Source organism: Ruegeria sp. CDSA241 (assembly GCF_059611265.1).
Genome location: NZ_JBXWPF010000019.1, coordinates 61606 through 88588, shown reverse-complemented (window position 1 = coordinate 88588; position 26983 = coordinate 61606). Strand labels below are relative to the sequence as shown.

Annotated in this window: 32 protein-coding genes and 2 tRNA genes; 23 read left to right on the top strand and 11 right to left on the bottom strand. The window is 57.8% G+C overall.

The genetic code is table 11. From position 1 onward, the window contains the following. Positions 1-78 precede the first annotated feature (78 nt). The 8 genes from ureG to AC2FJV_RS16630 are packed head-to-tail and all read right to left on the bottom strand — an operon-like array spanning position 79 to position 5131. Entirely contained in the window at positions 79-690 is a 612-nt protein-coding gene (gene ureG, locus AC2FJV_RS16665) for an urease accessory protein UreG (RefSeq protein ID WP_271952430.1), read from the bottom strand. Further along, positions 687-1334 (bottom strand): urease accessory protein UreF, encoded by a 648-nt coding sequence (locus AC2FJV_RS16660; protein ID WP_496714115.1) that lies wholly within the window; start codon positions 1332-1334, stop codon positions 687-689. Before AC2FJV_RS16660 ends, ureG begins: the two co-directional genes overlap by 4 nt. Continuing rightward, positions 1318-1797, bottom strand: a complete 480-nt coding sequence (locus tag AC2FJV_RS16655; protein WP_271952427.1) for an urease accessory protein UreE — start codon at positions 1795-1797, stop codon at positions 1318-1320. Before AC2FJV_RS16655 ends, AC2FJV_RS16660 begins: the two co-directional genes overlap by 17 nt. 6 nt (positions 1798-1803) lie before the next feature. Then, complete coding sequence (gene ureC, locus AC2FJV_RS16650) at positions 1804-3516, bottom strand: urease subunit alpha (protein ID WP_496714114.1); 1713 nt, start codon at positions 3514-3516, stop codon at positions 1804-1806. Beyond that, a complete protein-coding gene (locus AC2FJV_RS16645; RefSeq protein ID WP_496690076.1) occupies positions 3516-3821 on the bottom strand; it encodes an urease subunit beta in 306 nt (101 codons plus the stop codon). The genes ureC and AC2FJV_RS16645 overlap by 1 nt, the downstream gene beginning before the upstream one ends. Then, positions 3818-3988 (bottom strand): hypothetical protein, encoded by a 171-nt coding sequence (locus tag AC2FJV_RS16640; protein ID WP_271952425.1) that lies wholly within the window; start codon positions 3986-3988, stop codon positions 3818-3820. The genes AC2FJV_RS16645 and AC2FJV_RS16640 overlap by 4 nt, the downstream gene beginning before the upstream one ends. Before the next feature lie 9 nt (positions 3989-3997). After that, positions 3998-4300 carry an urease subunit gamma gene (locus tag AC2FJV_RS16635; RefSeq protein ID WP_271952423.1) on the bottom strand — a complete coding sequence of 101 codons (303 nt, stop codon included), beginning with the start codon at positions 4298-4300 and terminating at the stop codon, positions 3998-4000. A gap of 3 nt (positions 4301-4303) precedes the next feature. Next, entirely contained in the window at positions 4304-5131 is an 828-nt protein-coding gene (locus AC2FJV_RS16630; protein ID WP_496690075.1) for an urease accessory protein UreD, read from the bottom strand. A 281-nt stretch (positions 5132-5412) separates the two neighbouring features. Between AC2FJV_RS16630 and AC2FJV_RS16625 the strand changes: the two genes are divergently transcribed. The 6 genes from AC2FJV_RS16625 (at position 5413) to urtE (ending at position 12104) form a co-directional block, all read left to right on the top strand. Further along, positions 5413-5790: a hypothetical protein gene (locus AC2FJV_RS16625; RefSeq protein WP_496714113.1), complete on the top strand. Its 378-nt coding sequence runs from the start codon at positions 5413-5415 to the stop codon at positions 5788-5790. Positions 5791-6091: 301 nt separating this feature from the next. Further along, on the top strand, positions 6092-7366 hold the full coding sequence (urtA, locus tag AC2FJV_RS16620) for an urea ABC transporter substrate-binding protein (RefSeq protein WP_496690074.1): 1275 nt from the start codon (positions 6092-6094) through the stop codon (positions 7364-7366). Positions 7367-7476: 110 nt separating this feature from the next. Continuing rightward, positions 7477-9408, top strand: coding sequence for an urea ABC transporter permease subunit UrtB (gene urtB / locus AC2FJV_RS16615; RefSeq protein WP_496714119.1), 1932 nt, complete (start codon positions 7477-7479; stop codon positions 9406-9408). Between the two features lie 2 nt (positions 9409-9410). After that, entirely contained in the window at positions 9411-10670 is a 1260-nt protein-coding gene (gene urtC / locus AC2FJV_RS16610) for an urea ABC transporter permease subunit UrtC (RefSeq protein ID WP_496714112.1), read from the top strand. Then, positions 10667-11407 carry an urea ABC transporter ATP-binding protein UrtD gene (urtD, locus tag AC2FJV_RS16605; RefSeq protein WP_496690071.1) on the top strand — a complete coding sequence of 247 codons (741 nt, stop codon included), beginning with the start codon at positions 10667-10669 and terminating at the stop codon, positions 11405-11407. The genes urtC and urtD overlap by 4 nt, the downstream gene beginning before the upstream one ends. Next, on the top strand, positions 11397-12104 hold the full coding sequence (gene urtE / locus AC2FJV_RS16600) for an urea ABC transporter ATP-binding subunit UrtE (RefSeq protein ID WP_496714111.1): 708 nt from the start codon (positions 11397-11399) through the stop codon (positions 12102-12104). The genes urtD and urtE overlap by 11 nt, the downstream gene beginning before the upstream one ends. Positions 12105-12220: 116 nt before the next feature. Here the strand turns inward: urtE and AC2FJV_RS16595 are convergent, their stop codons facing one another. Both AC2FJV_RS16595 and AC2FJV_RS16590 read right to left on the bottom strand, forming a co-directional pair. Beyond that, positions 12221-12853: a tyrosine-type recombinase/integrase gene (locus AC2FJV_RS16595; protein ID WP_496714110.1), complete on the bottom strand. Its 633-nt coding sequence runs from the start codon at positions 12851-12853 to the stop codon at positions 12221-12223. A gap of 1292 nt (positions 12854-14145) precedes the next feature. Continuing rightward, positions 14146-14220, bottom strand: a tRNA-Thr gene (locus AC2FJV_RS16590). Between the two features lie 229 nt (positions 14221-14449). Between AC2FJV_RS16590 and AC2FJV_RS16585 the strand changes: the two genes are divergently transcribed. The 10 genes from AC2FJV_RS16585 (at position 14450) to AC2FJV_RS16540 (ending at position 21153) form a co-directional block, all read left to right on the top strand. Next, complete coding sequence (locus AC2FJV_RS16585) at positions 14450-14605, top strand: hypothetical protein (protein ID WP_185956727.1); 156 nt, start codon at positions 14450-14452, stop codon at positions 14603-14605. 6 nt (positions 14606-14611) lie between these two features. Beyond that, positions 14612-15880, top strand: coding sequence for a UDP-N-acetylglucosamine 1-carboxyvinyltransferase (murA, locus tag AC2FJV_RS16580; RefSeq protein WP_281973612.1), 1269 nt, complete (start codon positions 14612-14614; stop codon positions 15878-15880). Beyond that, on the top strand, positions 15877-16353 hold the full coding sequence (locus AC2FJV_RS16575; protein WP_281973613.1) for a DUF2948 family protein: 477 nt from the start codon (positions 15877-15879) through the stop codon (positions 16351-16353). Before murA ends, AC2FJV_RS16575 begins: the two co-directional genes overlap by 4 nt. Further along, the gene (locus AC2FJV_RS16570; protein WP_496714109.1) at positions 16343-16864 is read left to right on the top strand and encodes a GNAT family N-acetyltransferase; all 522 of its coding nucleotides are present in this window, start codon (positions 16343-16345) and stop codon (positions 16862-16864) included. Before AC2FJV_RS16575 ends, AC2FJV_RS16570 begins: the two co-directional genes overlap by 11 nt. Positions 16865-16924: 60 nt before the next feature. After that, positions 16925-18226: a histidinol dehydrogenase gene (hisD, locus tag AC2FJV_RS16565; protein WP_496714108.1), complete on the top strand. Its 1302-nt coding sequence runs from the start codon at positions 16925-16927 to the stop codon at positions 18224-18226. A 120-nt stretch (positions 18227-18346) separates the two neighbouring features. After that, positions 18347-19144 (top strand): hypothetical protein, encoded by a 798-nt coding sequence (locus AC2FJV_RS16560; protein ID WP_281973616.1) that lies wholly within the window; start codon positions 18347-18349, stop codon positions 19142-19144. Between the two features lie 86 nt (positions 19145-19230). Further along, positions 19231-19710 (top strand): UPF0262 family protein, encoded by a 480-nt coding sequence (locus AC2FJV_RS16555; protein WP_142639020.1) that lies wholly within the window; start codon positions 19231-19233, stop codon positions 19708-19710. Positions 19711-19713: 3 nt separating this feature from the next. Further along, a complete protein-coding gene (locus AC2FJV_RS16550) occupies positions 19714-20166 on the top strand; it encodes an arsenate-mycothiol transferase ArsC (protein ID WP_142639018.1) in 453 nt (150 codons plus the stop codon). Positions 20167-20168: 2 nt separating this feature from the next. Further along, positions 20169-20567: a ketosteroid isomerase-related protein gene (locus tag AC2FJV_RS16545; RefSeq protein ID WP_281995642.1), complete on the top strand. Its 399-nt coding sequence runs from the start codon at positions 20169-20171 to the stop codon at positions 20565-20567. Next, entirely contained in the window at positions 20560-21153 is a 594-nt protein-coding gene (locus AC2FJV_RS16540) for a GNAT family N-acetyltransferase (RefSeq protein ID WP_496714107.1), read from the top strand. Before AC2FJV_RS16545 ends, AC2FJV_RS16540 begins: the two co-directional genes overlap by 8 nt. A 50-nt stretch (positions 21154-21203) precedes the next feature. Here the strand turns inward: AC2FJV_RS16540 and AC2FJV_RS16535 are convergent, their stop codons facing one another. Continuing rightward, positions 21204-22121 carry a hypothetical protein gene (locus AC2FJV_RS16535; RefSeq protein WP_496714106.1) on the bottom strand — a complete coding sequence of 306 codons (918 nt, stop codon included), beginning with the start codon at positions 22119-22121 and terminating at the stop codon, positions 21204-21206. Positions 22122-22290: 169 nt separating this feature from the next. On the opposite strand from AC2FJV_RS16535, the gene AC2FJV_RS16530 reads away from it, so the two are divergent. The 7 genes from AC2FJV_RS16530 (at position 22291) to AC2FJV_RS16500 (ending at position 25826) form a co-directional block, all read left to right on the top strand. Beyond that, positions 22291-23166: a carbon-nitrogen hydrolase family protein gene (locus AC2FJV_RS16530; protein ID WP_496714105.1), complete on the top strand. Its 876-nt coding sequence runs from the start codon at positions 22291-22293 to the stop codon at positions 23164-23166. A 91-nt stretch (positions 23167-23257) separates the two neighbouring features. After that, complete coding sequence (gene infA / locus AC2FJV_RS16525; RefSeq protein WP_005978431.1) at positions 23258-23476, top strand: translation initiation factor IF-1; 219 nt, start codon at positions 23258-23260, stop codon at positions 23474-23476. A 10-nt stretch (positions 23477-23486) separates the two neighbouring features. Beyond that, positions 23487-24065 carry a Maf family protein gene (locus tag AC2FJV_RS16520; RefSeq protein WP_142639008.1) on the top strand — a complete coding sequence of 193 codons (579 nt, stop codon included), beginning with the start codon at positions 23487-23489 and terminating at the stop codon, positions 24063-24065. Then, positions 24062-25084, top strand: a complete 1023-nt coding sequence (locus AC2FJV_RS16515; RefSeq protein WP_142639006.1) for a ribonuclease E/G — start codon at positions 24062-24064, stop codon at positions 25082-25084. Before AC2FJV_RS16520 ends, AC2FJV_RS16515 begins: the two co-directional genes overlap by 4 nt. Then, on the top strand, positions 25081-25263 hold the full coding sequence (locus tag AC2FJV_RS16510; RefSeq protein WP_281995647.1) for a DNA gyrase inhibitor YacG: 183 nt from the start codon (positions 25081-25083) through the stop codon (positions 25261-25263). The genes AC2FJV_RS16515 and AC2FJV_RS16510 overlap by 4 nt, the downstream gene beginning before the upstream one ends. Positions 25264-25342: 79 nt before the next feature. Next, positions 25343-25417: transfer RNA gene (locus AC2FJV_RS16505), tRNA-Phe, on the top strand. A 271-nt stretch (positions 25418-25688) separates the two neighbouring features. Continuing rightward, positions 25689-25826 carry a hypothetical protein gene (locus AC2FJV_RS16500; protein WP_496714104.1) on the top strand — a complete coding sequence of 46 codons (138 nt, stop codon included), beginning with the start codon at positions 25689-25691 and terminating at the stop codon, positions 25824-25826. Positions 25827-26983 lie beyond the last annotated feature (1157 nt).

Below are 26983 nucleotides of genomic sequence, written 5' to 3'. Positions count from 1 at the left end.
GTTGCGTTAGCACATACTCGAATACTCTCAAAGTCCCGCAAAGTGGACCAAGCACCGTTCTTGCCGGCTAGGCTCTCATCAAATGCCGGAAAGAGATCTAAGGTGCGACGCGACCTCGTCCGAACCGTGGCCGGCTTTCAGGCAGGCAAATACCACCGGCAGATCGCCCCGCATTCTCGCGGCGTCTCGGCGCATGACGTCCAAAGATGCCCCCACATGAGGGGCAAGGTCGGTTTTATTGATGACTAGGATGTCTGACCTGGTGATTGCGGGGCCACCCTTGCGTGGGATTTCCTCGCCTGCGGCCACGTCGATCACATAGATTGTCAGGTCCGCCAACTCCGGGCTGAAGGTGGCCGATAGGTTGTCGCCACCGGATTCGATCAGGACGACCTCGACGTCGGGGTGACGCAGCCGCATCTCGGCCACGGCAGCCAGGTTGATCGACGCGTCTTCGCGAATCGCCGTATGAGGACAGCCGCCGGTTTCCACTCCAATCACGCGATCAGAAGGCAGGATTTGCATGCGCATCAGAGCTTCGGCGTCTTCTTGTGTGTAGATGTCGTTGGTGATGACGCCGATCGAGTGATCGTCTTTCAAAAGTTCGGCAAGCCTCGCGGTCAGGGTCGTCTTTCCTGCACCGACCGGGCCGCCGATACCGATGCGCAAAGGGCCGTTGAGTTGTGTCATGATTGGAAGAGCCTCGGTTCAAGAGTTTCGTGGGCCATCGCGGAGATGTCTGAGAAAAAGACGTTGCCAAAAACGTCCGTGGTGTCCGCATTTCTCGTGTCTTCGGCGACCTGAAGGCAAAAGGGCTGCAAGTTCAGGATCACCCGTTGACCGGCCGTCTGCCCGATGGGGCTCAGGCGGATGGCCGAGGAGGTCAGGTTTGCGACAAAGGCCTGCAGATAGAGAACGGCAGTCGTATCGATATCCAGCTCTGCCAATCTAGCGGCGCGACCGACGGCAACGGGCAACAGCATGTCAGGTAGCGCCAAACCCCAGACGGCGTTGACTGTAGCAACAAAGGCAGCGCCCTGCCTTTCAGCTTCGCGCAGACGCTCTTCGGCGATAGCAAAGGAACGTGCTTTCGCGTCCATCTCCAATGGGTCGTCGGCAGCATAAGCCAGCCGCATCCAGATCGCATCAGCGCGGCCTGAGCCATCACTCAGGCAATCTCTCAGCCAGTCTTCCAAACTGGTCGCGTCGGCGGCAATCCAACCCTCGTTGATCGCTGTTTCAAGTCCGTGCGAATAGGCGAAGGCCCCCACTGGAAACGCGGGCGACAGCCATTGGGTCAGCGTCAGTAAGTGCGCATCAATGGGCGTGGGCATGGGCCGAGTGTCCGTGATCGTGCGCATGGGTGCGCCCGTGACCATAGGCGCCGCCTTCCGGAGTGAAGGGTTCGGTGACTTGGGTCACCGTGGCACCGAGGTGGCTCAGCATATGAGCGATGACGGGATCATCCTGGATCAAAAGGCGGGTCGCCTCGATCTGACAAGGTGTGTGGCGGTTGCCGATGTGCCAGGCGAGGCGGGGCAGGTCTTGCCCGGAAACGGCCAAGAGGTTTTCGGGTGCCGCCGTCACTTTGACCAGACGTCCATCGCCCAGTTCCAGCACGTCGCCATCGTTCAGGGATACGGTCTGTTCGAAGTCTGCGACAAAGGACCAGCCTTCGGTCGTTGTCAGTTTCTTTCGCCGGAAAAATCGGGCGTCATACGTCAACGCGCAGTCCGCCACCGCATTGTCTGATGTGCCAGCGGGATGGAGCGTTTGTGCAATGGGAATATCGGTCATGAGGCCTCAATACAGAAAATACCGCTGCGCCATGGGCAGCTCGGTTGCAGGTTGGCAGGTCAGCAATTCGCCATCAGCCCGCACCTCATAGGTTTCGGGGTGCACCTCGACCTCGGGCATGGCGTCGTTCAGGACAAGATCCGCTTTGCCGATACCGCGCGTGTTCTCCACCGGCAAACTTGTCTTGGCCAATCCAAGCGCATCTCCCAGTCCTTCGGAGTGTGCCGCCTCGGAAACAAAGGTCACGGCATTGGCTTCCAGCGACCGGCCAAAGGCCCCGAACATCGGGCGGGTATAGACCGGCTGCGGTGTCGGGATCGAAGCGTTTGGATCGCCCATCTGCGCACACACAATGCTGCCGCCCATAAGGATCATCTCAGGCTTCACACCGAAAAACGCCGGGTTCCATAGGACCAGATCGGCGCGTTTGCCTTCTTCGATCGAACCGATGTGCTTTGACAGCCCGTGCGCAATGGCCGGGTTGATCGTGTATTTCGCGATATAGCGACGGACGCGGAAATTGTCGTTGTCGCCGACCTCCTCGGCCAAGGCGCCCCGCTGTTTCTTCATCTTGTCAGCGGTTTGCCAGGTGCGAATGATCACTTCGCCGACACGCCCCATGGCCTGGCTGTCTGAAGCGATGATCGAGAACGCCCCCATGTCGTGCAGGATGTCTTCGGCGGCGATGGTCTCGCGCCGGATGCGGCTTTCGGCGAAAGCCACATCCTCTGGGATGAATTTGTCCAGGTGATGGCAGACCATCAGCATGTCCAGATGTTCGTCCACTGTATTGACCGTAAAAGGTCGGGTCGGGTTGGTCGACGACGGCAGAACATGAGCCTCGCCACAGATCTTGATGATGTCAGGGGCATGGCCGCCCCCTGCGCCTTCGGTGTGGAAGGCGTGGATGGTGCGGCCCTTTATGGCGGCGATGGTGTTTTCGACAAAGCCGGATTCGTTCAGCGTGTCGGTGTGGATCATCACCTGAACGTCCATGGCGTCCGCCACAGATAGGCAACAGTCGATAGCGCCGGGCGTCGTGCCCCAATCCTCATGCAGCTTCAACGCGCAGGCACCGCCCTTGACCTGTTCCTCTAAAGCGGCGGGGAGCGACGCATTCCCCTTTCCCGCAAAGGCGAGGTTCATCGGAAACGCATCCGCCGCCTGCAGCATCCGCCCAATGTGCCACGGTCCCGGTGTGCAGGTCGTGGCCAGCGTGCCATGGGCCGGGCCAGTGCCGCCGCCCAGCATTGTGGTTAGACCAGAATACAGAGCATCCTCGATCTGTTGCGGGCAGATGAAATGAATGTGGCTGTCGAACCCACCGGCCGTCAGGATCTTGCCTTCGCCAGCGATGGCTTCAGTGCCAGGGCCGACGATGATGTCGACGCCGGGTTGTGTGTCTGGGTTGCCCGCCTTGCCGATCTTGTGGATCTTGCCGTCTTTCAAGCCGACGTCCGCTTTGTAGATGCCGGTTGCGTCCACGATCAGCGCGTTGGTGATGACGGTATCCACCGCACCCTCGGCGCGCGTGGTCTGCGCCTGACCCATCCCGTCGCGGATCACCTTGCCGCCGCCGAATTTGACCTCTTCGCCGTAGGGGCCTGTCAGGTCCTTTTCCACTTCAATGATCAGGTCAGTATCGGCCAGCCGCAGCTTGTCGCCGGTGGTGGGGCCGAACATGGCGGCGTAGTCAGAGCGGGGGATTTGGGTGGGCATCAGAGATCTCCCATCACAAGCTGGTTGAACCCGAAGACACGCCGTGCGCCGCCAATCAGGATCAGTTGCACCTCGCGCCGTTGACCAGGTTCAAACCGCACGGCTGTCCCGGCTGCGATATCCAGACGCATGCCGCGTGCGGCGTCGCGGTCGAAATCGAGCGCCGCGTTGGCCTCGCCGAAATGGTAGTGTGAGCCGACCTGTACCGGTCGGTCGCCCGTATTGGCGACCATTAGCGTGATCGGCTCCGCCCCTGCGTTCAGAGTGACCTCACCCTCCGCCGGAAAGAGTTCGCCGGGGATCATTGGCGTCTCCGAACCCGGACTGCCTTGCGCTTGGCCATGAAGGCCGCCGCGCCGATCAACAGCAATGCGACGGGTACGGCCCAATCTGCTGAATGCCCATGCGGCAGGCTGGCAGGATGGGCCAAGGCGGGGGAAGCCAGAAACAAAGCGGGAATAGCGTAACGCATGAGAGACTCCTATCGGATGGGATTGTGGACGGTGACTAGCTTGGTGCCGTCCGGAAAGGTGGCTTCGACCTGCACTTCGTGGATCATCTCGGGAATGCCGGCCATGCAGTCGTCGCGGGTGATGACCTCGGCGCCTACCTCCATCATGTCGGCGACCGAGCTGCCATCGCGAGCGCCTTCGACGACCGTGTCGGTGATCAGCGCGATGGCCTCGGGGTGGTTCAACTTGACGCCACGGGCAAGGCGCTTGCGGGCCACTTCGGCAGCCATGGCGATCAGCAGTTTGTCTTTTTCACGGGGGCTGAGTTGCATGGGTCAGAGTCTCCAGGATTTCGGCAGGGTGGTTTCGGTCAGGCGTTCCAGCACCGGCACCAGCCATTGGCGCAACAGATAGGAATCGGCGGCAAGAAGTCGGATGGTCAAAAGATCGGGCGCGACAAGGCTTGCGCCGCCGGTCTTTGGCAAAAGTTGCCGGACAATAGGCAAAAGCGCCTCGGCACGCGGGCCGAAGTAAAGGGCGCTGGCAAGGGCGGTCATGCCGCCTGCGATGGCCGGACGGTCAAGACTGGCGCTGATTGATCCGGTCAGGTTAATGCGGTCCCAATAGATCGGGCGACCATCGTGGCGCAGGGTGATCCGGTCGCGAAAACTGCCCGAGATACGGGTTTCGCCCATGGCGCGGCGACCGAAGACGACGGGTTCGACCAGCACGGCCTCGGCTCCGTCGGTGACGTCGACGTCAAGGCGACGGTTGAGACAACCACCGTCAAACATGATCAACTCTTGCGGCAACCAATGCAGTACCGCGCCCATGGCGACAGACAGGCGCGTGCTGACACACGCAGCGCCAGATGTGCTGCGATAGGCACGTTCTGCGGCTTGGGTTGTCAGGATCAGGTGGCTGTCCGGCCCGGCGCTGGCCGAAGCCTCAAACCGGTCGCCGCCTGTTAATCCGCCCGAAGTGTTCAGCACAATGGCTTCGACGGCATCCTTGCGACGCGGAAAAGCCACCTTGCTAGCGCCCGAGGTTCTGAAGCGGTCTATGCCCGTACGTCCGTCACGGCATTTGGTCGACAAGGTCATGGCACCGATGGATCTCGGGGCGGTGTTCGCCTCTCGTGATGCCAGATGTGGTTGACCCATGCGTTTGTCGCCCCCGGTACTCGACCCGCATGGTTCACCATGCAGATTGGGGGGTGATCCACCGCTGCGCGCCGGGAAAAAGACCAATCCCGGAGTTCTGCCTATTTGCTGTGCGAAAGTGACCCCACTCGCCCAGAAGTTCAGCAATGATGAGATGCCGACACGGAAATGCCTGAATGACGTGTCGAACGGGTGACAGGGACTTCGTCTGTTAAGTGTGCGTTAGCCATAAGGTGGCAGAAAGCTTGATTGCTGACTTTTAGGTCGTTCATGATCGGATCATGAGCAGTTTGAAAACCTTTCTGGTCCTGCTTCTTATCCTACCGAAGCAAAGTCTGGCGGCAGATGATCCCCTGATGTCTTCATTCGCGGCATGTGCAGGACGGTTCTCGGCCGAGTTGGAACATGCCTGGCTTATGAATGATGACCGCACGGATCAGATCGCGCATCGCCGGGCGCAGTTCATCGACCTTCTGAACGCGACGGTGCCCGACGATCAACGACGTCATGCGCTTCACCTGCGTATCGACGCCAAGATGGCGCATGCGCAATTGCTGACCGCCGCCAGCTTCTCACGCGATGCGGATCGCTCCAAATGGGCGGTGCGGCGTGCCCGGGCCGAGATCGACTATTGCACAGGATTCTTGCTTGAAAGCTGAAACGCCCAAAGATTTGGCGTTTCTTTCGCACAATAAAATGGCGAACCCGCGAAAGTCTGCGCAATTTTTGACGGATTGACGCTAGGGGCCGTTTTTCAACCCCCGCCGATCTCGCAGTCGCAGCAATTTCCATGGAACGACTTCTTCCGGGATCACACAAATCCCGTTGAACGTGCGATGGTGCTGGCCTTGCAATTCCAAAACACCACCGCACTCCGCAATTAGATTGCGTGGGGGGCATATGGGGGATCACACCCTTGAAAGCAACGCCTCCCCGCGCAGTGCCTGAAGGAAAACTGCGATGAAAAAGACACTTCTTAGTTCTGCTGCCGTCCTGGCCGCTTCGATGCTGCCGGCCATGGCGCAAGACTGCCCGATCAAGGTGGGAGTGCTGCACTCCCTGTCCGGAACCATGGCGATTTCAGAAACAACACTAAAAGACACGATGGAAATGCTGATCGAACAGCAAAACGCCAAAGGCGGCGTTCTGGGCTGCGAGTTGGAGGCCGTCGTGGTCGACCCGGCGTCGGACTGGCCGCTCTTTGCCGAAAAAGCGCGCGAGCTGATTTCGGTACACGAGGTTGACGTTATTTTCGGCAACTGGACATCCGTGTCGCGGAAATCGGTTCTACCTGTGATCGAAGAATTGAACGGACTTCTGTTCTATCCGGTTCAATATGAAGGCGAGGAATCCTCAAAAAACGTCTTCTACACCGGTGCCGCCCCCAACCAGCAGGCAATCCCGGCGACGGATTACTTTCTGGAAGAACTTGGCGTTGAGAAATTCGCGCTTCTGGGCACCGACTATGTTTACCCCCGGACGACGAACAACATCCTGGAAAGCTATCTTCAGCAGAAGGGCATCGCCGAGGACGACATCTTCGTCAACTACACGCCCTTTGGTCATTCTGACTGGTCCAAGATCGTCTCGGACGTCGTGGCTCTTGGTGCGGATGGCAAGAAAGTCGGCGTGATTTCAACGATCAACGGCGACGCAAACGTGGGCTTCTACAAGGAACTCGCGGCTGCTGGCATCAGCGCCGACGACATTCCCGTCGTGGCCTTCTCGGTCGGCGAGGAAGAATTGTCGGGTCTCGACACCTCCAACCTTGTTGGTCACCTCGCAGCCTGGAATTACTTCCAGTCAGCAGACACCGATGCCAACGCCGAATGGGTCGAAGCCTGGAAAGCCCGCATGGGCGACGAGCGTGTGACGAATGACCCGATGGAGGCGCATTACATCGGCTTCAACATGTGGGTGAATGCGGCGACCGAAGCAGGTACCACCGATGTCGATGCCGTGCGCTCCGCCTTGTACGGGCAGGAATTCCCGAACCTGACTGGTGGCACCGCTGTCATGCTGCCGAACCACCACTTGGCCAAGCCGGTTCTGATCGGCGAGATCACCGAGGATGGTCAGTTCGACATCATCAGCCAGACGGAGGAAGTGCCGGGCGATGCCTGGACGGATTTCCTGCCGGAATCGGCGGTGCTGAAATCCGATTGGGCGGAACTCGATTGCGGGATGTACAACACCGAAACGTCGTCCTGCGTTCAGATCAAGTCGAACTACTAAGCATGGTGGGTTGAAATCCCACCCTACGGGTGCGGCGCATGTCGCCCCCAGAACGCCTTACGGGGGCTGAACTATCCATGTCGCTTATACGTCGGTTCAACATCGGTTTCATGTCGGTGCTTCTGTGCGCTCTTGCCTTGCCACTTTCGGCGCAGAACGCCGAGGCGCCGATCCAGCAACTTTTGCAAGAACATAGCGAAATCATCGCCAAATCCTCGCGCAAGACCATCGGTCCTGCCATCGACGCGCTTGCCGACAGTGGTCTGGCCGAGGCCCAGGTCGTGCTGGAACGCTGGCAAAACAAAGAGATGTGGCGCGACAAGGACACCGGGCTTTTCGTCTATGGCGAAGCCTCGGGCAAGGAATTGACGGCGTTCGACTTTGCCGATGGCGCGGAACTTGGCACTTTCGTTGCCCGTGACTTCAAACAGTTGAAACCCAACAGCGGCATTCGCGGCATGATCGGTGCGGCCCTGGTGCAATTCCAACTATCAGGGTCCTTTGCCGAAAAGATGCAGGCCCTGAATGCGATCGAGCGTGACTCGGAGGCGTCCCATCTTGTGGCCCTGACCAAAGTTCTGCCCGACGAAACGGACCAGTCTGTGCAAAGTCGCATGGAACGCCTTCAGGGGCTTTTGACAATCCGCTTCGGCGCGACCGACGAGGAGAGGATTGCTGCCATCCAGCAATTTGACGGCGATCTTGGTGTCGATGTCCGGGCCGCATTGAACCCGCTTTTGGCCGTGAAAGTCGAGGCTTCGGCACAAGCACCCGAGGGCGATGACATCGCCCGCATCCTGACCGTCGGCAGCGACGACCTGCCGCGCGAGTCCGCCTATGACCTTCTGGTTGCCGCCGATCTGGCGAAACCCCGGATCAACCGGTACGACAAGCGGAACGCGCTTTTGGCGAACATCTCGGAGGGATCGGTCGCGGGGGTTCAGGTGGCGACGCTGAACAGCGAAGACGCACGCGACCTTGCTTATGAAGCTTTGGCCGAACAGGGCGTGGTAAACCCTGTGGCCACCGAAGCCGAGGTGGATGAAACCCTGGCAGGCTTCACGTTCTACGAACGCTACAGCGGCTCGCCTTCATTGGCCGTTGCCGCGGCGGCGGTGCTGACGGGCATCGAAAACAAGGTGGCATTTAACCAGGCATTTGACCTTGGCCTTGACGCCCTGTCGCTCGCTTCGATCTACTTTCTTGCCGCCATCGGTCTTGCTATCACCTTTGGCGTGATGCGCGTGATCAACATGGCCCATGGCGAGTTCATCATGATGGGCGCCTACACCGGCTACGTCGTCCAGCAGATCATCCCGGATTACACGATTTCCATTATCGTCGCCTTGCCGCTGGCCTTTGCCGTCACCTTCGGCGCAGGGGTCACGATGGAACGGCTAGTGATCCGCCACCTCTACCATCGCCCGCTGGAGACGCTTCTGGCGACTTTCGGGATTTCCATTGCCCTGCAACAGATCGCCAAGAACATCTTCGGCACGCAAGCGCGGCCCCTCACCTCGCCCGGCTGGCTGGACGGATCGCTGGTGTTCAATGACATCGTGTCGATCAGCTATATCCGGATCGCAATTTTCGTTTTGGCGCTTTTGTTCATGGCGCTATTCCTTTTCGTCATGAACCGCACTCGATTGGGGCTGGAAGTGCGGGCGGTGACACAGAACCCCCGCATGGCGGCCTCGATGGGGATCAACCCCGACAGGATCAACATGCTGACCTTCGGCTTCGGCTCGGGTATTGCCGGGATAGCGGGTGTGGCGATTGGGCTTTACGCCAAAGTGACCAGCGAGATGGGCGCGGACTATATCGTGCAAAGCTTCATGACCGTGGTCGTGGGCGGCGTTGGCAACATCTGGGGCACGCTTCTGGGCGCGACCATGGTTGGCTCGCTGCAAAAAGGGATCGAATGGCTGAACCCCTCGAACACACTGGCCGCACAGACCTATATGATCCTCTTCATCATCCTCTTCATCCAATTCCGGCCGCGCGGGATCATCGCGCTTAAAGGCCGGGCGGCGGAGGCATGAGCATGGCGGAACTGACAGCAGGCCCTGTGCGTCGCACATCTTTCGTGGTGCGTTATCCGTCGGTGCTTATCTTTCTGGCCTGTCTGGGGCTGTTCACCCTGGGCGTGACGATCCTGTCCGAAGGGTTCGGTATCGGCGTCATCTCGACCAGTTTCGTCAAGACCCTGGGCAAGACCCTGTGCCTCTGCCTCGTCGCGCTGGCGATGGATCTGGTCTGGGGCTATTGCGGTATCCTGTCCCTTGGGCATATGGCCTTCTTCGGAATGGGCGGTTACGCGATAGGCATGTGGCTGATGTACGAGCGGACGCGTCTGATCGTCGTCGAGAGCCTCGCCGCCGGAGGGCTGCCGCCAACGCCCGAAGAGGTCTCCAGCGGGATCGCTGGCCAGATCTTCGGTGTCGTCGGAGCCTCGGAATTTCCGCCGATCTGGGCCTTTGCCCATTCTCTGCCGCTGCAACTGGCCGCCGTCGTACTGGCGCCGGGGCTTCTGGCGCTGGTCTTTGGCTGGCTGGCCTTCCGCAGCCGGGTGACAGGTGTGTACCTTTCGATCCTGACGCAGGCGATGACGCTGGCGCTGTCACTGTACCTGTTCCAAAACGACAGCGGATTGCGCGGCAACAACGGTCTGTCAGGCCTGCAGAACCTGCCGGGGTTGGAGAGCACTAGTCAGGCCATCGTTTCGGTCTGGTTCCTTTGGGCCTCGGCCCTGGCTCTGGGACTTGGATACGTGCTGGCGACTTGGATGGTATCGGGCAAGTTCGGCTCGGTCCTGCGCGGCATTCGGGACGACGAAGCGCGGGTGCGCTTCCTTGGCTATCCAGTCGAGGCGTTCAAGCTGTTTGTCTTCACCGTATCGGCCGTGCTCGCTGGCATTGCAGGCGCAATCTACTACCCACAGGCGGGCATTATCAACCCGGCGGAACTGGCGCCGATTGCCTCGATCTATCTGGCGGTCTGGGTGGCCATCGGCGGGCGTGGGCGATTGTACGGAGCCGTGATCGGCGCGGCTTTCGTCTCGCTCTTGTCGACCTGGTTTACCGGCGGGCAAGCCCCTGACCTGAACATCGCCGGGTATCGCATTCAATGGGTCGATTGGTGGACCGTCCTGTTGGGGCTGTCCTTCGTGGCGGTTACGCTTTTCGCACCGAAAGGCATTGGAGGGCTGTTCGACGCCTTGGCAGCGCGTCGCAACCCCAATCGGCATGGGCGCGACCTGGGGCCGGGCCACGGTTCTTTGAGAGAAAAGGAGGCAGATGCATGAGCGCGCTTCTTGAAGTCTCGGGCGTGTCGGTCAGCTTTGACGGGTTCAAGGCGCTGAACAACCTGTCGTTCAGCATTGACAGGGCCGAATTGCGGGCGGTCATCGGCCCGAACGGCGCGGGCAAGACCACCTTCATGGATGTGGTGACCGGCAAAACCCGGCCTGACGAGGGCCATGTGCTTTGGGGCGAACCGCCCGTGTCCTTGCTGGGCAAATCGGAAAGCAAGATCGCCATGGAAGGGGTCGGGCGCAAGTTCCAGCGACCCACGGTGTTTGAGGATCAGACAGTTCAAGACAACCTGATGATGGCGCTGAAAAAGTCGCGGTCGCCGTTGGCCGTGCTGCTGTTCAAACCCGAAACATCGGACTTTGCCCGGGTCGAAGAACTGGCGGACGTCATTGGGCTGGACGCGGTTCTGTCACGGAAATCTGGCGAGCTGTCCCACGGGCAAAAGCAATGGTTGGAGATCGGAATGCTCTTGGCACAGGAACCGAAGCTGTTGCTGGTGGACGAACCTGCGGCAGGCATGACGACCGCAGAACGTCAGAAGACCACGCAAATTTTGCGGGACGCGGCGAAGACCCGCGCTGTCGTCGTAGTGGAACACGACATGGATTTCGTACGGCGTTTGGATTGCAAAGTGAGCGTGCTGCACGAAGGCTCGGTTCTGGCCGAAGGCTCGATCGATCACGTCACCAAGAACCAGCAAGTCATCGAGGTGTACCTTGGCCGATAGTTTCCTCAGCATCCGCGATCTGACGCTGCACTATGGCGGCAGCCAAATTCTGAACGGCGTGGATTTCGACGCGGCCCAGGGCGAGGTCACCTGCTTGATGGGCACTAATGGCGTAGGCAAGACGTCGCTGTTAAACGCGCTGGCGGGCACCCATCCCCGGTCGGGGGGCGACTATGATCTGGACGGCCAAAGCATCGGAAAGCTGAAGGCCTTTGACCTTGCGCGGAAGGGCGTTGCCTATGTGCCCCAGGGGCGCGAGATCTTTCCGTTTTTGACGGTGCAGGAAAACCTTGAGACGGGATTTGCCTGCCTGCCAAGTGGCGAACGCAAGGTGAAGGACGAGATTTTTGATCTGTTCCCCATTCTGAAGAAGTTCCTGCAACGGCGGGGCGGTGACCTTTCAGGCGGCCAGCAACAGCAACTGGCGATCGCGCGCGCGCTGGTGTCGAACCCGAAAGTGCTTCTTCTGGATGAACCGACCGAAGGTATCCAGCCGAACGTCATCCAGCAGATCGGCGGCACCATCCGCATTCTGAAGGAGCGCGGGAACATCGCGATCGTCCTAGTCGAACAGTATCTGTCCTTCGCCTATGATCTTGGGGATGCCTTCGTCGTGATGGAGCGCGGTGCCGTCAAACTGAGCGCGCGAAAGCCGGAACTATCACTCGAAAAGCTGACCGCAAGCACGTCTTTGTAGTACGCAATGGCAGGGTGATCTGTATACTATTCTTCCCTTCATAACCGGTTTCGCCGCTTCAAGGCCGTAAGTCTGTTCCAAACCGGCGAACGGCAAGTGCCATTCGCCGACACGGGTCAGATTTCAATCTGCTCCGCAATAGTGAGAGCATCTTCCAACTCAACGCCAAGGTAACGCACTGTACTGTCAATCTTAGTGTGACCCAGCAAAAGCTGCACTGCGCGGAGATTCCCTGTCTTACGGTAAATCTCCGCTGCTTTGGTTCGGCGGAGTGAATGGGTCCCGTAACCGCTCGGCTCCAATCCAATCGCAGTCACCCAATCTCTGACAAGCCGACCATACTGACGCGTTGAGATATGGGGTCGCTCGTGGAATCGGCTCGGAAACATGAAGCTACAGCCCATCATCTCTGGCGACTTGACCCAAGCATGAACCGTATCCCGTGTGTTTTCCGTCAGTTCGAATTGTACTGGTTTCTTGGTTTTGCTCTGGACCACTGAAACCCGTTCTCGAACACGATCATCTTTGACCAGATCGGTCACGGCAAGCCTAACCAAATCGCATCCACGCAGCTTGCTATCAATGGCGACATTGAACAGCGCAAGATCGCGCAGATTTCCGGCGAGTTCGAGCCGAACACGGATCGCCCAGACCTGCTTGGGAAACAAGGGGCGTTTCTGGCCGATGATCCGCCCCTTGTTCCATGCTCTGCGCTTTGGGGTGACTGCGGGAAGTTGAGCTCTAGGCATAATGTACCCTCCAATCCGCCCTCCGCACCCAATCATCGGCACCGCGCCAACGAGGCAATTGTACAATCGAATCGGATGCCTGCTGTCCGAAGCCCACTCTACTTGAGTTCTCGGTGCATGCATTGAACCGCTTTGAGTTCGTTGGCGGACATAGGTTGTGATGCACCCCAGAACGGAATCAAGGCGCGTCAGCCCCACCGTGGAAGCACTGGTCCGGTGGGCCGACGCTTGCACGGATTTTCACGGATCACTGCTTCAGTCTACATCCTGTGAATCCGGGCGCACATTCTTGCTAGGCAATATGTGAATGGCCGAATTCAGCGCTGCGCCGTGATACAAGAATTTGTGCGTGCCCAGAATTTTCCGTGTTGCGAGCGCACGCAGCGAAAAAACCCGAGGTACAGGTTGGGCTCTCCTGGAACCTTCGCCGCTCAAAGCACGAACGCCCGTTGCCGGAGATCGGGGCCATTCGCATTACACTCGGCGAACTGGAAACGAGCGCAACGAAGCTGCCATTCGCAGCACAGCGGGACGTTCGGTCCGGGTGAACGTCTGCAAAGCGGACGTTTTGTTGCACGAACCAGCCCCGGTGGAAGGGAGAGTGTCGGAAGAAGGGTGATCGTCAAAACAAAGATTGTCGGGAATTTTGCAATGAAATCAATGCGTGTTTTCTACGAACGTGGTGCAAACGTACTACCATCAAGACATAGACAAAGAATAAGAAAAAGAAATTGATGAAGAGCGCTCCCTCCGCTTGTTCTATGCCAATCGCGGCTGCCATTTTAGCTGGTCAACGCCGAGAAACGAAGGTCTTGGGTCTCCGGCACGGGTACCTTTCGGTCGCCCCTGAGGCGCTGCCTCCGCACGACCTTTCTGTCGGATCGCAAATGCCCATCGGGCTCCCGTGGCTGGCGAAAGCTTCAATCGCTAGGCCGCCGCCGGCCCGCCTAACCCTTCCTCAATCAATCTCTGAAACCGCGCCCGAAAGGCTTCCGGCAAAGGTGCTGACATGATCCATCCTCCCAATCAGGGTGAATCACAAAATCAGCTTGTTGGGAATCCCCACGATTCAGGTTTTGGGCGGCGCGCTTTAAGGTCTGTCAATTCAGTGGTCGAAGTGTCTCAAGGCTTTGAGAATACCAAATTCGTATGCCTCTGATGGCACTCGCGCTGATTTTCGGATGGCTACCAATGTAGTCGAGAATGGTATTTTCAAAAGGTGGACTATGGGGTGGTCTGAAATAATTCTTAGAGCGTAAACTATTGATAACCATGTAAATTTTTAAGGTATATGGTGCTGCTGGAGAGAATTGAACTCTCGACCTCTCCCTTACCAAGGGAGTGCTCTACCTCTGAGCTACAGCAGCCTATCCACTTCAGGGCACCGGGAAAAACGCCCTACTAATACCCTACTAATTTCCACCACGCTCCACTAACTCATTGTTCGAACAAACAAACTTGGAATGGACCCGCCCATTACCAAGGGAGTGCTCTACCTCTGAGCTACAGCAGCGCTGTGGGCGGGTGATTAGACTCAAACGAAACGCGGCGCAAGGGTGTCTGGACGGTTTTTTTCGCCTCCTGTAGAGAAAGGTTATGGCAGAAAAAAATACACCTAAAAAACACGGCAGATCCGGCGATGTGCGCGAAGAGCGGCTGAAAGCGGCGCTCAAGGCGAATATGGCGCGGCGTAAGGCGCAGGCTAAGGCGCGGGCAACCCAGAACGGCAAAGCCGACAAAGACGAGGGATAAGAGCAGATGGATTCGATTCTGGTGACAGGCAACGGGCCGCTTAAAGGTCAGATACCGATTGCAGGGGCAAAAAACGCGTGTCTGACGCTGATGCCGGCGACCTTGCTCAGCGAAGAACCGCTGACGCTGACCAATGCGCCTCGGCTGAGCGACATCAAGACGATGACGGCTTTGCTGCAGTCCTTGGGGGCCGAGGTGTCGTCATTGCAGGATGGTCAGGTGATCGCAATGTCCAGCCACGACCTGACCAGTCAGACGGCGGACTATGACATCGTGCGAAAGATGCGCGCGTCAAACCTTGTGCTGGGTCCTTTGCTGGCGCGGTTCGGGCAGGCAGTCGTCTCGCTGCCCGGAGGCTGTGCAATCGGCGCGCGTCCGATGGATCTGCACGTCGAAGGGCTCGAGGCGCTGGGCGCTGAGATTGAGCTTAAGGACGGGTATCTGCATGCCAAAGCTGTGGGCGGGTTGAAAGGTGCCGTGCATGAGATGCGATTTGCATCCGTGGGCGCGACCGAGAACATTGTCATGGCGGCCACGCTGGCCAAAGGCACAACGGTTCTGAAGAACGCGGCGCGCGAGCCTGAAATCGTCGATTTGGTCGAGTGTCTGAGGAAGATGGGTGCCCAGATTTCCGGTGAAGGCACGCCGACCATCGAAATTCAAGGCGTAGACCGGTTGCATGGCGCCACCCATCAAGTAGTCACTGACCGGATCGAGCTGGGCACCTATATGCTGGCGCCGGCGATTTGTGGTGGAGAAGTCGAACTGTTGGGCGGGCGGATGTCTCTGGTGGAATCATTTGCCGGGAAACTGGATGCGGCGGGCGTGAATGTCTCGGAAACAGCAAACGGTCTTTTGGTCGCCCGCAAGAACGGGCGTGTCAAAGCCGTGGATGTCGTGACCGAGCCGTTCCCGGGTTTTCCGACCGACCTGCAGGCCCAGATGATGGCGCTGATGTGCACGGCCGAAGGTACCTCGGTGCTCGAAGAACGCATTTTCGAGAACCGTTTCATGCACGCCCCCGAATTGGTGCGGATGGGTGCGAATATCGAAGTTCACGGTGGCACGGCAACCGTGACTGGTGTCGAACGTCTGAAGGGCGCACCGGTTATGGCGACAGATCTGCGCGCTTCGGTTTCGCTGATACTGGCGGGGCTGGCTGCTGAAGGTGAAACAACTGTCAGCAGGGTCTATCATCTGGATCGTGGGTATGAGCATGTTGTGCGCAAGCTGGAAGGCGTGGGCGCCAAAATTGAACGGATCAAAGACCAATGACAGACGCAAGTTTCCACGATGGGCGTGAGGCTCCACTGAATCTGGGTGCAGAGGATGGGGATGACCTTCAGGTGATCTCGACTTTGACACAGGATGCGGTGTTCCCAGTATCCGAAATGACCTGGCACCCGTCGCAGCGCCGCTTTGGCCTGTTGCTGAACCGTTTCCGCTGGGAGGACAAGGATGCGGCCACGCGCCGGGGCCGTCCATTCGAAAGGGTGCAGTCTGTGCTGGTGTTCGCTTCCGTTCTAACCGTGGCCAGCCAGGGTATCGACCGTAGCGAGAAGGATTTGGTGATGTCCTTGCTTTCGGTCGATTTTGAACCCGGCGAAGACGGCGCGGGTCAGATTTTGCTGACATTGGCCGGTGATGGCGCGATCCGCCTGTCGGTCGAGGCAATAGACGTCACGCTCAAAGATGTGACCCGCCCGTATCAGGCGCCGTCGGGGCAAGCACCGCATCATGCAGAATAAGCGCGGTATCGCGCAGGCCTTCTCAGAACCACCCGCTGGTCTGATGTTGCGCCGCGCGACCGTGTTTGATGTCTTTGATTTAAGCCGCGTACTAATCCGTTCGATCACGCAGCTGTGCCGGGCGGATCATGGCGATGATCCACAGGCCGTTGCGGAATGGACCGCCAATAAAGACCCGGAGACCATTCGGGGTTGGATCAAGGCCGGAGCGCAGATTTGGCTGGCCGAGCGCGCAGGTCAGGTTGCGGCTGTCGGCGGATTGCGTGAGGGCGGCGAGATCACGCTGCTCTATATCGACCCGGCTCATACCGGTCTTGGGGTGGGAAGCGCGTTGTTGGCCCGGCTGGAACAGGAACTGGCCGCTGCCGGTTGCACCGAGGCACAGCTTGAGGGGACACGGACGGCCCAGGCGTTTTATATCCGGCATGGCTGGAAACCGACTGGCGGCTGCGCGGCGCGCAAAAGCATATCCTGTTTTGAGATGCGCAAATCGCTGCACCCGGTGGACTGAGGGTTGAGGACAGCCCATCCCGGCGATATGACCCGGTGAAACGCTACGGAGTGCCAGATCATGCCCGTTTTCCTAAACACCAAGACGCCCGAGTTTGAAGCCGCTTTTCAAACCCTGCTGTCGGCCAAGCGCGAAGACAGCCCGGATGTTGATGCCATCGTAGCGCAGATCATTGACGATGTCCGTGCCCGCGGCGATGAGGCGGTAATCGAACTGACGGCCAAATTCGACCGGTTAGAGCTGACACCGGATACGCTGGCCTTTTCGGCAGAGGAAATCGACGTCGCCATTGCGCAGGTCTCGGACGCGGATCGTCAGGCGCTCGAACTGGCAGCCGAACGCATCCGGGCCTATCACGAGAAACAGATGCCCGCCGATCACCAATGGACGGATGAGGCCGGGGCGACCCTTGGCTGGCGCTGGTCCGCAGTGTCTGCGGCGGGGCTGTATGTGCCGGGAGGGCTGGCCTCGTATCCGTCGTCGGTTCTGATGAACGCGATCCCGGCCAATGTCGCAGGGGTCGAGCGTCTGGCCATCGCCGTGCCCACACCAGACGGTCAGGCGAACCCTCTGGTCCTTTTGGCCGCGCACCTGTCAGGCGTGACTACGGTCTATCGCATCGGCGGGGCGCAGGCGATTGCGGCACTGGCCTATGGAACAGATACCATCGCAGCGGTGGACAAGATCACAGGCCCCGGAAACGCTTTTGTTGCTGCCGCCAAACGCAGAGTCTTTGGTAAGGTCGGTATAGACATGATTGCGGGACCGTCCGAGATTCTGGTTATTGCTGACAAAGACAACGACCCCGACTGGATTGCACTGGATCTACTCAGCCAGGCAGAACATGACGAAAGTGCTCAATCCATTCTGATCACGGATAGCGCCGATTTTGGACGGGCCGTGGCGCAAGCCGTGGAAAAACGTCTTGAAACACTGCAACGCCGGGCCATAGCCGGGGCCAGTTGGCGCGATTTTGGTGCGGTGATCACTGTGGGCAGTCTGGATGAGGCAGCCTCTCTGTCGAACCGAATTGCCCCGGAACACCTTGAGCTATGCGTCGCAGATCCCGTCGCTCTGAGCGAAAAGACAATTCACGCAGGTGCAATCTTTCTTGGTCAGTACACGCCCGAGGCAATCGGAGATTATGTTGGTGGGCCCAATCACGTCCTACCCACTGCTCGGTCGGCGCGTTTTTCTTCCGGTCTGAGTGTGATGGATTTCCTGAAACGCACGACGCTCAGCCAGATGACACCCGAAGCCCTGCGGGCAATCGGGCCAGCGGCAGAGCAACTTGCGCAGTCGGAAAGCCTTGAGGCGCACGGGCTGTCCGTGACCGCACGGTTGAAGCGATTGAACGGTTGATCACCTATGGTCAGAGGGTCACACCTGCAATTACCTCATCCGATTTTCCCCGACAGGGCTTGAAATCAAGGGGCAAATTGCGGCGCTCTTTGTGTGCGACCGGATCTAAAGGAGGTTGATTTGGAACGTGTGGCGACCCTCTGGATCGGTAAGCGCTTTAGCTTTTTGGAACATCTGTGCCTGAAGTCCTTCGCCGATGTCGACCAGAAGCCAATCGTCTATCACTATGGCGATCTTGAAGACATTCCGGATTATATCGAGCCGCGCGATGCCCGCGAAATTTATGATACTCCCGAGATCTACCGCGATCCGATAACCCGATCCGTGGCCGTTCATGCAGATCTTTTCCGTCTGCAGTTGATGCAAAAAACCAACTATATCTGGGCCGATGCGGATGCTTATGCGGTCCGGCCATTCGAGACAAAGAACGGGTATCTTTTTCCGAATGCGAACCTCAAGAAACAACGGATCATGAACGGTGTACTTGCGTTGCCCAGCGACAGTCCGGGGCTGCAGGCCATGTGCAAATATGCTTTTGACAGCGATCTGGTGCCGCCATGGTGGACACAAGAACATAGGGAAACCTACCGCCAGATGTTCAACGGGTCGACCTATTGGAGCCTGCCAATTTTCAGCTTTGGTCCGCCCATGCTGTTTCACTTTCTTTATGGCACACCAGAGCATGAGATGGCTGTGCACAGGTCGGTCCTCTATCCTATCCCATTGCGATATCGCGGCCTTTGGAATGATCCTGACCTTTCCAAACTGGATTTTTTGAAGTGGGACCAACAGATGTCTGTCCATTTTTTTGGATCCTGGTTCCGAAAGATCTTTCTTGGCCGCCAAATCAACTCTGGTTCACTGGTCGATACGCTGTTGCGCAAACACGGAATAGATCCGTCCGAACACCCGCTTTGACGATTTTCGTCGGACGGGCGGTCACTGCGTTGCCCATTTATTTCCATTGGGATAAGTCTGTCCCGACCTGAACGGACCAAACGACCATGACCCGAATTTCGCACATCGAACTGGATGATAGAAACTTGCCCCCGCCGACTCCCGAGATCGAGCAGGAGCGCAAGGTGGCAATCTATGATCTGCTTGAGGATAACGCTTTCGCGCTGCCCAAACGCGATGATCGTGTGGTTCCGGAAGGGCCGTATCATGTGCAGCTCTCGATCCGTGACAAGCGTTTGGTCTTCGACATTGCCACCGAAGCCGAAGAAAAAGCGGCCGAGTTCCATCTGTCCCTTGGACCATTCAGGCAGGTGGTCAAGGACTACTTCCAGATCTGTGAAAGCTATTTCGACGCCGTAAAGACTTTGCCGCCCAGCCAGATCGAAACCATCGACATGGCCCGGCGCGGTATCCACAACGAAGGCAGTCGGGTGTTGCAGGAACGTCTGGAAGGCAAGGCCGAAGTTGATTCAGACACAGCCCGTCGCCTGTTCACGTTGATCTGCGTATTGCATTTCGGGGGGTGACGGGTGACGTCTCTGCCGCAGTCCATCTTGTTCTGTTGCGACCACAATTCGGTCCGATCTCCGATGGCCGAAGGCATCATGAAGAAGTTTTATGGCACCGGCACCTATGTGCAATCCGCCGGGGTGCACAACGATCTTGAGATCGATGGCTTTTGCATTTCGGTCTGTCATGAAATCGACGTCGAGCTTTCACGTCACCGGTCCCGGTCGTTCGATGAAATGCAGGAATGGGGCGACGACCTCAGCTCGTTCGATCTGATTGTAGCGCTGTCGCCGGCCAGCCAGCGCCGTGCGCTGGATTTGACGCGGGTTTTTCATCTGGATGTCGATTATTGGCCAATAATGGACCCTACCGGGCTGGGCGAAAGCCGCGAGGAAAAGTTACATCACTACCGACAGACCCGCGATCAGATCATTCAGCATCTGAAGGACCGCTGGGGCGAACCAACGGAGTGACCATGAACGAAACCGTCAAAACCTATTTCGAAGCCTTCAACGCCGGGGACGTAACCGGCATGCTGGCCTGTTTGTCCGACGACGTGGCCCATCATGTGAACGAAGGGCAGATACGAGTGGGCAAAGAGAAATTCGCAGCTTTTTGTGACCACATGAACCGCTGCTATCGCGAGAACCTCACCGATATCGTTGTGTTCGCGGCCGAGGGCGGTACCCGTGCCGCCGCTGAATTCATCGTGAACGGCACCTATCTTGAGACGGATGAAGGCCTGCCCAAAGCACGCGGGCAGACCTACCGCCTACCAGCCGGGTCATTCTTTGACCTGAAGGATGGCAAGATCACGCGGGTCACCACCTTTTACAACCTGGCCGACTGGACCAAGCAGGTCTCGAATGGCTGAGGTCACAGGCGTTCGCGCCTTGACCGGGGCGGCGCTTGAGGCGGCTCTGGATGACGTCGCTCGCTTGCGGATCGAGGTGTTTCGGGCATGGCCGTATCTTTATGACGGCGATCTGGAATACGAACGGAAATACCTGCAATCCTACCGTGACAGCGACAGATCCATCGTTGTTGGTGCCTTTGACGGGGATCGTCTGATCGGCGCATCGACCGGCGCCCCGCTAGCCGACCATGCCGCCGATTTCGCGGCGGCCTTCGATGGCTCTGGGCTGGACTTGTCCCAGATCTTCTACTGCGCGGAATCCGTCTTGCTGCCCAACTATCGCGGGCAGGGCGTGGGGCATAGGTTCTTTGACTTGCGCGAAGCCCATGCGCGCAGCTTTGGCTTCACGAAATGCGCCTTTTGCGGTGTGCAACGCACGACCGATCACCCGATGCGGCCTGATACCTACCGCCCGCTGGATGCTTTTTGGAGCGCGCGGAAGTATGAGCCGTTGCCCGGCGCTATTGCGCAGTTTTCGTGGAGGGATATCGGTGAAGAAGGCGAGACGCTGAAGCCTTTGCAATTCTGGATCAGGGATTTGTAGGTGGTTTTGCCCGCTGTGCGGAGAAAGCCGAAATCAACGTCTACCGGCCCTCATCCATCATGATTTTCTACGCACCTGATCACAGACGCTTCAAGAAGCTCGCGATTGAAGGGCATGCTTTTGGCTGGCGTGCCTAGAAGGACAAAAGATGTTTTCCAAGTCGCTTCGCAAAATCCAGCGGCGCCCATCCATGCGACATAGGCTGAGAATCGCATACCGCTGAGCTCTAGTTCGACCGGGTCATAGACAGGTTCAGTCGGTAACAGCTCCAGGTCCAGTTGCTTGCCTCGGATTACGTTCAGAGCAACCTTTACTCCAGTGCTGTCAATCGAATCCTCTGACTCGGCACCTGTTCTTTCCGACTCCAGATAATCCAAAAACTCTTGAAGAGTTTCTTCTTTGGTGTCCGGGCTCTCAAGCAGCTTTGCAAAAGTAATTAGTCTTTTTTGATGGTATCCGCCCGGCTCCAGGCGTTGCGCTAGGCTGCGAAGTAACTCGGCATCTCCGGTGGCTATTGGCATATAGTATTGGCTTGTCAGCGAGTTGTTCGTCGAGGCAAGTAATTCAAGCGCTTCCTCGACGCACCCGTTTAACCAGTAAGCGGAGATGATCCTGCTTTGATCCCTCGGGTTCGAACGGGAGAAGTCAGTCAGTTGAATGACATCATAAAGCGAACCATCTTGCAGTTTCTTCCTGAGCGCCCCTTTGTCGCCATCGAATTGCATTAATGCCGTCCGCATCAAATAGAACTTTAACTCATCCCGCTGTTCGCGGGCGGGTTCTTTGGACATAAGCAACATGGTCAAACTGGCTCGTCTAACGTCTTGCTCTTTGCCATCACCCAAACCATCCAAAAACAACTGAGTAAGCGGTTCGTCGTGCCATGTTGGCGTATCAAAACAGTCCGCAAGCGCGGGCACAGATAAGCACGTTGTTCCTAAAACCAAGCAAAGGATTCTAAAATTCATCACTGGAAAATCCTCAATTTTCTTGCTCTCATTTACCAGTGCTGAAGTTCGTATGCCATGGGCTTACAAATGAACTAGCTGTCCTAAATTCAATGTGTCACGGTTGGGCTATACAGTCCACGAACGCACACTTAGATTTCAGCCGAGTTAAGACTGCAAGGAATGCCCCATGAGACTTGCCACCGCCGCCTATAACCTCGACTGGCTCGAAAACTGGGCGCAGTATGAAGATAAGCTGGCCCGCTGGGTCTCGGATGCCGCAGGGCAGGGGGCAGATCTTCTCGTGTTCCCCGAGTACGGCGCGATGGAGTTGTCGACTTTGGACGGGGCCGAAGTAGCGGGTGATCTGGAACGCTCGATCCGTGCTGTTTCAGATCGGATGGGGGACGTGCAGGCCCTGCATTCGCGTCTGGCTCAAGAGCATGAGACCTACATCCTGGGCGCATCCGCTCCGGTGATTGATGGGTCAGGCCGTCCGGTAAACCAGGCTGTGCTCTACGCTCCGTACGGGACGTTTGACCATCAGGACAAACAGATCATGACCCGCTTTGAACGCGAAGACTGGGATATCGCGCCGGGCGGACCACTGAAATTGTTTGATACCCCACTTGGGAAAATCGGAATCCTGATCTGCTATGACAGTGAATTCCCGCTGCTGGGCAGAGCCCTAAGTGAGGCGGATATAATCCTGGTTCCCTCATGCACCGAGGCGTTGGCAGGATACTGGCGTGTCCGCATCGGGGCTATGTCGCGTGCGCTGGAAAACCAATGTGTTACGGTCATGGCGTCTCTGGTGGGCAAAAACGAATGGTCCGATGCGGTGGATATGAATACAGGAACGGGCGGTATTTTTGGTCCACCTGACAAGGGTTTTCCCGCGACCGGAGTGTTAGCAGAGGGTGCGCTGAACCAACCTGGCTGGACCTATGCCGACGTCGACTTGACAACGATCGCCAATGTGCGCCGGGATGGCCATGTGTTGAACCGCGCCCATTGGGACGAGCAGTGCGGTCGAGTCGAAACAGTCACAATATCCTCTCTTTAGGTGAATACGCCCTTGAAATAAGCCCCAAATAGGCTCATTTAGGCGCACATCCCCGTAGATTCTGCGGGTGCAACGTAATTATGGAGACAACATGGCCAAGGAAGATACGCTCGAATTTCCCGGTGTCGTGAAGGAACTCCTGCCTAATGCGACGTTTCGGGTCGAGCTGGAAAACGGCCATGAGATCATCGCACATACGGCAGGCAAGATGCGCAAAAACCGCATCCGTGTTCTGGCTGGCGACAAAGTTCAAGTCGAGATGACCCCCTACGATCTGACCAAAGGTCGGATCAACTATCGCTTTAAGTAACGCCCGACACATGGCGTTTATTCTCGGATCGGGCAGTCCAAGGCGGCTGGACCTGCTGGCGCAGCTTGGTGTGCAGCCCGACGCCATCCGCGCCCCGGACATTGACGAAACGCCTTTGAAAGGTGAGCTGCCGGTGCCCTACTGCCACCGGATCACACGCGCCAAGGTGCAAGCTGTTCCCGCCGAAAGCGATGATGTCACACTTTGTGCGGACACCACGGTCGCGCTGGGTCGGCGCATCTTGGGAAAGCCTGAAGATGCAGGTCAGGCGGCCGAGTTTCTGCACGCTCTGTCTGGACGGCGGCACCGGGTGATTACCTCGGTTGCAGTTCGGCGCGGAGACCGCATATCGCAACGCGATGTGGTGTCTCAGGTCAAGGTCAAGTGCCTATCGGATGTTGAGATCAATGCCTATCTGGCAACGGGTGACTGGCAAGGCAAAGCCGGTGCATATGCAATCCAGGGGCCTGCAGGGGCGTTCATCCCATGGATTTCCGGCTCATTTACCGGCATCGTGGGACTACCATTATCCGAGACCGCCGCTTTGCTGCAGGGCATCGGCTATCCTTTGTATCGTGAGGCACCATGAAGGGGCGTACCATCGTTTTAGACCACATCAACAACCGCGAGGCAGCGGCGTTGATGGTGGACGGAAAGCTTGACGATTTCCTGATTGCTTCCGAAGCCCCGGCCCCCGGTACCATCTACCGGGCGCGGGCGGATCGCCCGGTCAAGGGGCAGGGCGGGATGTTTCTGGCCACGCCGGACGGCCAGGCCTTTTTGCGACAGGTCAAAGGATTGGCCCCCGGAGAGCTCAAGCTGGTCCAGGTGACCGGTTTTGTCGAACCCGGAAAGGCGCTGCCGGTGACGGATCGCGTGCTGTTTAAAAGCCGCTTTGCGATTGTCACTCCGGATGCACCGGGCCTGAATATATCGCGCAGTATCCGGGATGAGGATGAACGCGACCGCTTGCTGGAAATCGCACATGAGGCCATGGCAGGCAGCGAACACGGGTTGATCCTGCGGTCCTGCTGTCAGGGCGAGAATGCCCAAGAGATTGCCGAGGATATCGGCGTCATGCTGGCTCATGCCGATGCTGTGATGAACGATCCCGGTACCGAGCCTGAGGTTCTGCTCGCAGGTGATGGGCCGCATGTTTTGGCCTGGCGCGACTGGACCGACCCGGCCGAGGTCGTCACCGAGCCCGGCGCCTTTGAGGCGCATGGTGTCTTGGATGCATTGGATCAGGCGGGCGGAATATCAGAACCATTGGCCGGGGGCGGACACATCTATATCCAGCCCACCCGCGCCCTGGTGGCCGTAGATGTAAACACGGGTTCAGACACCTCGATGGCCGCCGGAACCAAGGCCAATTTCGCCTGCGCAAAAGCACTGCCACGTGCATTGCGTGTCCGTGGGTTGGGGGGGCAGATCACGCTCGACCTCGCTCCAATGCCCAAGAAAGACCGGCGCGGTTTCGAAGCCGCTTTGCGATCTGCATTCAAGTCTGATCCGATCGAGACGATTCTGGCAGGATGGACCCCGTTGGGTCACTATGAGTTGCAACGCAAACGCGGCCGGATTTCCCTTGCGGAAGTGCTGAAATGAGCTGTCCGATCTGTCACGAACCAACGGTGTCTCAATTCCGTCCTTTTTGTTCGAAACGCTGTGCAGACATTGATTTGGCCAAGTGGCTGAACGGGTCTTACGCGGTTCCTTCGCAGCGTGAAGAAGACGTTGAACAGGATGTTTCTTCAACTGAAACTGAGATGCCGCGCCCACATTGAAAAAATGTAAAAAAGCCTCTGGACACTGCCAGTAGCAAGTCATAGAACGCCTCCACCCAACGGCAAAAGCCGTATCCGTGCCCGGGTAGCTCAGGGGTAGAGCAGTGGATTGAAAATCCTCGTGTCGGTGGTTCGATTCCGCCCCCGGGCACCATTTAGCTAAGATAAATTATTCAATATGAAGGCTTTGATCTGATATCTGCTTTGTGTATCCACCATTACATCCACCAGTGTGTTTTGCATTGCCCGAAGCTGTGTGCCAAGACAACCGCTTGGTAAAAAGTACGAATACAAAGAACTGATTTAGCAGCGCGGCGGCTTTCGGACAATTTGGCACGATTTCCCGGAAAAAATCAAAGTGACTTCTGAGCCCACAGCATGGCGCGACGCGGCTATTTGTAGAAATATTCCCAGCCGCGATCTTCATGCAAACCGAAGCGGGCATTGAGCAGGTGGCCACTGAGTCGACATTCGCCGCGATTGCAGCAACTGTCGTTGCTAACGGCGGCATTACGCAGAAAGCTGACTTTGCAAAGTTACCGTTCAAAGTTTCGCTTGCCTAATTTGACCGGCCCAGATGGTCGGAGGCTCTTCGTGGAAGTGCGGCACTTTAGATTGTTGGCCTATTTGAAGTAAATTTGGGTACGGAGCATTGTTGGGCTACATCAGCCAACGTAAGCGCCAGGGATTAAAGGCAATACGAAATCCAATTATCCAGATGACAATTGACGAACTATCGGTCGATCAATCTCATTACCCGAGCAAAACCTACCCAGCGAGCTTCAGCGCTGCTTTCGTTTGACCGAGATAATGCATCCGGAATGCTTCGGGTGCCGTGCTGGTACATCACGAGCCATCGCATCCACATTTCCAAGGTGTCGTAGTGCCCCGCTGTTCAGCAACACGCCGCGCCCGGCATCATACCGACGTTGCCCAAATCCGCTGGCAACGCATTCCCAGTTTTCCTTGGCCGCTGCGCTGCGGAACCTCGGCAGGTCGTGCGGGTCATGCCGTCCAGGAGTTGCTGCGACGTGATCGTGTTTCTTTGAATTACTTTGGTGGGTTAAATGGTGGGTTACGTGCGTTGTGCCAGGTTGCTGAACAGTACCGGTTGTCGGCCTCGGCTTTGGGCGCATGATTGTCACGACGCCTTGTGGCTTCGGATGTCCTGGGACGGCCACGTGAGTTGCCGTAGGTTTTGGTGTCAACTGTGGAACCTGGCCAGGAACCGCGGTGGGAACCTGATTGGGGGTTGCGGTTGGGACAAGCGGTGGCGTCGCTGTAGTGCCGCTGGGTTGCGGAACACGACCTGGCACTGCGACTGGTATTTGGTTGGGTATTGCTGTTGGCACAAGGGGCGGCACAGCCGTCGGGCCAGTAACTTGAGGCGGAACCTGGCCAGGGATAGCTATCGGAACTTGATTGGGAGTTGCAGTCGGAACTTGCGGCGGCACCGCGGTAGGACCGGTAGCCAATGAGGGAACCTGATTTGGAACAGCTGTCGGAACCCGGTTTGGTGTCGCGTTTGGTGTCAAAGGCGGAACTAGGGTCGGCGCTAGGACCGGCGTGGGAACCTGACCTGGAACCGCTATTGGTGTCGCAATAGGAACCTGACCGGGAATTGCGTTCGGGACCGCGCCCGGCGCAAGGACTGGAACAGTAACTGATGTGGGCGTTTGCTGTGTTCCTTTAGGCGGCAACTGATTTGCCACCGGCTGAG